Here is a 3,602-nt window from a genome sequence, read left to right as displayed (position 1 = left end):
TCGCTGCATGGCTGCGCGGCCGGCCGATGCAGGTGCGCTGCGTCAACCCGCAGAAGATCTGAAAAGAAAAAAGCGCCGGTTTTCCAGGAAACGCGCGAACAGATCGGAAAACCGGCGCATGGCCCGTTTGGCCTGCACGTCGGCCTCGCGGGATTTCTTGCTGCCCAGGAGGGGTACTAGCCAAGCAGCAATCTCTTTCATCTGCGGTTTTACCCCGATTGCGGCATCTGCAGTTTGATGCGGATCAAACTGGCGCAAATAATTTGCCCGGCTGCGCCAAAAAACTTACCCTTGTTTCATGGACACGTCACAGCGCGAACAGACGGCGGCCGGTGCCCGCGCACCGCTGTCACCGGATGAAGTCGGAGCACTTGCGCATCTGTACCGCGGAGAGATTTATCGCAGCACGGTCTGGCGCACCCGGCTCGACACCACCACCAACTGGTCGGTGGTAACACTGGGCGTGGCGCTGTCGATCTCCTATTCCTCGCCCGAGGCCTCGCCGCTGCCGCTGATCCTGGTCGGCGTTCTGATCATCTTCTTCCTGATGCTGGAGGCCCGGCGCTACCGCTATTTCAATGTGTTCCGCGCCCGCGCCCGCTGGCTGGAGACGCATTTCTATACCCCGATGCTGGTAGAGGGCGACCTGCACCTGGAGGAGCACTGGCAGGACGTTCTGGCCGCCGATTATTTGCGGCCCGAGTACCATGTCGGCGTGATGACCGCGATCGGGCGGCGGATCCGGCGCAACTATTTCTGGATCCTGCTGATCCAGTCGCTGGCCTATGCGGGCAAGCTGGCGGTGCACCCCACTGGTGTGACCTCCTGGCAGCAAGCGCTGGACCGCGCCGACATCGGCCCCTTCCCGGGGGAGCTGGTGCTGGCCACAGGCGTCTTCTACGTTGTGCTTTGGGGCGGCATCGCCTGGTGGAGTGCCCGCACCGACGCCGCCCGTGCCAGCAAGCGCAAATCGATGACGTCTATGGGATAAGACCCGCGCTGCAAGCGTACCAGCCGCGTCCACCGACAGCCAATGGCTGCTCTGGCCTCGATGCCGCCAGTAGAAATGGTCAGCCCTCGACCGGGGTCAAATGCCAGCTCCTCCTGCATGTTACTAGGGCGGCGAAAAACTTCGTTAAATTTCAAAATCTTAACTGAATTTCCATCTACTAGTCGTGACGCAAGCGGAGAACTGGATATCGAATTTCAATGCATATTCATCGTTTTTCAATAATTTCGATTGACCCGGATTTCCGCCGGATGTAGCAATCTCCTGAAAGCAGGAACGCGGCTCAACCGAGTTCACAAAGGAGCATTGGCTATGAAAATGGCGAACATGATCAGTATTCTTCATGTGTTGATTGGTGCCACGGCATTCGCATCTCTGGCTGAAACTGTCTATGTTTTCCACAGCGACCTGCCGATTGCCCTGCAGATCAACGGCGAAGTCTGGATCCAGAAGGTTTCTGAGTTTTCCATTTCTGACCGGGGCGTTGTGTTTTCACTCGTAGAGCTGTCAGAAGCGGCTTGGTTCTGGACACTGTACAACATGTGGTGTCTAGCGGGACTGTACCGGAGGGGCCAGTATTTCACGCCGCAAAATAGTCAATGCTTTTTGCGTATTGGCTATGCGTTGATTGTGATGGCGGTGCTGGATACCCTACTGGTCCCCGCCTTATCCGGATACCTGTATTACCGCGGCATCACTGAAGGCCTCGTCGATATGGACATCGCCCTGATCGTGAGCGAACTCGACCTGATGACCGCTGGATTATTCTTCCTTTTGATCGGCGCCATCATGGACAAAGCCAGCAACATGCAGGAGGAAGCTGAAATGACGATATAAGTGGCACGCTTAAAGATGGCATTGATTATTCACCTCGATGTAATGCTGGCAAAACGCAAGATGAGTCTGTCTGAGCTCTCTGGACGTGTCGGTATCACCATTGCCAATCTGTCGATCCTGAAAACAGGAAAGGCAAAAGCGGTGCGTTTTTCAACACTCGAAGCCATCTGCCGGGAACTGGAGTGCCAACCTGGCGACCTGATAGAATACAGACCTGACAGTCCGCCTCAGTAGGCTGTTTCGGGAACATCCTTTCAAACATTCTGGAAAACGTTATGAACAAACAAACGCCTTTCGCGTTGTTTGGTGCGGCAGCTATTGCCGTACTGACAACCACATCATTTGCAACTGCCGGCGATACTAAGGATGGCTTTTACGGCGGCCTTTCGATTTCCGGCTCCGGCGGCATAACAGAGGAAGGTGCCGGCGTAGCTCAGCGTGACAGCTCTCATACATCGGTCGGGGCCTTTGCAGGCTACAAGCGGAAAGTTTACAACAACTTCTTTGTCGCCGGCGAAGCGTTTATCAACGACACTTCCCAAAGCCGGTCCTTCTCGAATGGGGACAGAATATCGTTCGGAACCCAGTACGGCGTCAAAGCCCACCTTGGCTACGAACGAAACTGGGGATCGGTCTATGCGATCATCGGCGCTGCCAGATTTGATTATGACGTCACACTCAGCGGAACGCGCAAGAGCGGCGACAGCGTTTCTCCCGTCTTCGGCCTGGGCACCAGCTATCAGATCAATGAAAAAATGTCCGCGAACCTGGAGTACACCGGCACTGGCGATGAGATTGATATCGCCGGCAAATCCGACAGAGGCGTTGGCGTTGGCGTGCTGCGTCTTGGTTTGGCCTATCATTTCTGACGCTCCTGTAGCCCAGGCGGCCGTGACGCCGGCTTAGTTGCCAAACCTGCAATGCCAATCGCGTCCAAAATGCATTTCATGCAAAAGGGCTGCCCAAGGGCAGCCCTCTTTCGTTTTCTTAAACCGGCTCCAGCCTACTCGCCGCCGCCCAGCTGGTGGACATAGGCCGACACCGCGCGGATCTGCGCCTCTGTCAGGCGGGTATTCCAGGCCGGCATCACGCCATAGCGCGAGTTGCTGACAGTCTCGGTCAGCGTGCCGTAGTCGCCGCCATAGAGCCAGATCGCATCCGCCAGGTTCGGCGCGCCCTGCGCGCGGTCACCGGTGCCGTCTTCCATGTGGCAGGAGGCACAGTTGTCGGCAAAGACAACCGAACCGGCCTCGACCTTGGACGCATCCTGAGGCTCGCCCGACAGCGACATCACGTAGTTGACCACCTGAGAGATCTCTTCCTTCTCAAGCAGCTCGTCGCGGCCGAATGCAGGCATCTCGGAATAGCGCGCTTCGTCGCTGTCCTCGTTGCGGATGCCGTGGGTGATGGTGGCGTGAATATCCTCCACCGAGCCGCCCCAGAGCCAGTCGTCGTCCAACAGGTTCGGATAGCCCTTGGCGCCAGCCGCACCAGAACCGTGACACTGGGCGCACCAGGTCTTGAACACGGCAGAACCCGCGGATACCGCATAGGGACCCAGTTCCGCATCTTCCGCGATGGCGGTCAGCTCAGCCGCCTCCAGCTTGGCATTGACCGGCGCGTTGGCTTCTTCCACCGCAGTGATCTCCGCCGCGACATCGGCCCGGGTCGACCAGCCAAGCACCCCCGCGGTGGCGCCGTTGATCAGCGGCCAGGCCGGATAGGCGATGGTGTAAAGGACGCCCCAGATGATGGT

At 57.7% G+C, this 3,602-nt stretch carries 6 protein-coding genes; 4 read left to right on the top strand and 2 right to left on the bottom strand.

Going from position 1 to position 3,602, the window contains the following annotated elements; genetic code table 11:
• Positions 1-42: 42 nt before the first annotated feature.
• Positions 43-258 carry a hypothetical protein gene (locus RA21_RS21525; RefSeq protein ID WP_039152587.1) on the bottom strand — a complete coding sequence of 72 codons (216 nt, stop codon included), beginning with the start codon at positions 256-258 and terminating at the stop codon, positions 43-45.
• A 40-nt stretch (positions 259-298) separates the two neighbouring features.
• Here RA21_RS21525 and RA21_RS21520 point away from each other — a divergent pair, with 40 nt between their 5' ends.
• The 4 genes from RA21_RS21520 (at position 299) to RA21_RS21510 (ending at position 2,715) form a co-directional block, all read left to right on the top strand.
• Positions 299-991, top strand: coding sequence for a DUF2270 domain-containing protein (locus tag RA21_RS21520; RefSeq protein ID WP_039152584.1), 693 nt, complete (start codon positions 299-301; stop codon positions 989-991).
• 330 nt (positions 992-1,321) lie between these two features.
• Positions 1,322-1,846 (top strand): DUF2975 domain-containing protein, encoded by a 525-nt coding sequence (locus tag RA21_RS21515; RefSeq protein WP_082009025.1) that lies wholly within the window; start codon positions 1,322-1,324, stop codon positions 1,844-1,846.
• A 15-nt stretch (positions 1,847-1,861) separates the two neighbouring features.
• Positions 1,862-2,080, top strand: a complete 219-nt coding sequence (locus RA21_RS22465) for a helix-turn-helix domain-containing protein (protein ID WP_082009024.1) — start codon at positions 1,862-1,864, stop codon at positions 2,078-2,080.
• A gap of 41 nt (positions 2,081-2,121) precedes the next feature.
• Positions 2,122-2,715, top strand: coding sequence for an outer membrane beta-barrel protein (locus RA21_RS21510; RefSeq protein ID WP_039152579.1), 594 nt, complete (start codon positions 2,122-2,124; stop codon positions 2,713-2,715).
• 134 nt (positions 2,716-2,849) lie between these two features.
• Here the strand turns inward: RA21_RS21510 and ccoP are convergent.
• Positions 2,850-3,602: cytochrome-c oxidase, cbb3-type subunit III (gene ccoP, locus RA21_RS21505; RefSeq protein ID WP_039152576.1), on the bottom strand; the 753-nt coding region annotated here is incomplete at its 5' end.

This window comes from Leisingera sp. ANG-DT (genome assembly GCF_000813785.1).
Taxonomy (GTDB): Bacteria; Pseudomonadota; Alphaproteobacteria; order Rhodobacterales; family Rhodobacteraceae; genus Leisingera.
This window is presented reverse-complemented; position numbering and strand designations above follow the sequence as displayed.